General features: G+C 70.6%; 1 protein-coding gene. It reads left to right on the top strand.

Going from position 1 to position 1,055, the window contains the following annotated elements; all coding sequences use genetic code 11:
* Nucleotides 1-65: 65 nt before the first annotated feature.
* On the top strand, nucleotides 66-1,055 hold a 990-nt coding region (locus ACIQZO_RS40545), incomplete at its 3' end, for a transposase (protein ID WP_403636449.1).

Genomic DNA, 1,055 nt, shown 5'->3' with positions numbered 1-1,055 from the left:
CCCGTGGCCTGCGATGATCCGGCTTGTTGAGGACTGGATCATGAGCGGGCGGGGGCACCTTTCACGTGCAGGGTAGCGAGTGGGCACGCGGTCTGGCGATGTCGGGGGACGGGAAGGGACAGGTCGGGCATGTGGGCGGGGTGCATCTGCGGCTGCTCGCGGAGCGCACGGGCCTGACCGAGGAACTGTCGGCGGCGCTGGCCCGGCCGGGGTTCGTGCCGCTGCACGACCGGGGGCAGGTGATGGTGGACCTCGCGGTCGCGATCACCCTGGGCGCAAGGTGCATCCGCGACATCCGGCTGCTGGAACACCAGCGGCCCGTTTTCGGCCCGGTCGCCTCCCACCCCACCGCGTGGCGGGCGCTGAAGGAACTCGACGAACTCGCCCGGGCACGGGCCGGGCGGGCCCGGGCGACAGTACGCCGCCGCGTCTACGAACTGCTCCGCAAGCGGCCCGAGGGCTTTCCCGAGGTGGAGGTCGAAGGGGTGCCGCTGGCCGGCTGGACCGTGATCGACAGCGACGGGACGCTGATTCCCGCGCCGTCGGAGAAGGAAGGAGCCCACGGCACCTACAAGGGCTTCCTCGGGCACCACATATTCGTCGCCACCTGTGACAACACCGGCGAACAACTCGCCGCGACGCTCCACACGGGCAACGTCAGTGCCAACGACGCGGCAGTGAACATCGACATCCTGACCCGGGCGGTGGCCCAACTGCCCTGGTGGCGACGGCAGAAGATCCTCTTCCGGGTGGACGGTGCAGGCTTCTCCCACCAGCTGATCGACTGGATCGCCTCCGCCGGCGGCCGCAAGAGCCCCACCTTCCGCTGGGAGTACTCCGTCGGCTGGGCTTTCACCGCCCGCGAACAGGCCGCCATCGAGATCTGCGACAAGAAGAACCTGTGGCAGCCGGCCGGCGGCGGCGCGGACGGCGGTGTGCGCGAGGGCGCGTTCGTCGCCGACATCACCGCCCTGCTCGGCGAGTTGGCCGGCTGGCCGGCGCACCACCGGGTGATCGCGCGGAAGGAGCCCCTGCACCCCCGCTACGTCAAGGAC

The organism is Streptomyces sp. NPDC097617 (assembly GCF_044761485.1).
GTDB lineage: Bacteria > Actinomycetota > Actinomycetes > Streptomycetales > Streptomycetaceae > Streptomyces.
This window is presented reverse-complemented; position numbering and strand designations above follow the sequence as displayed.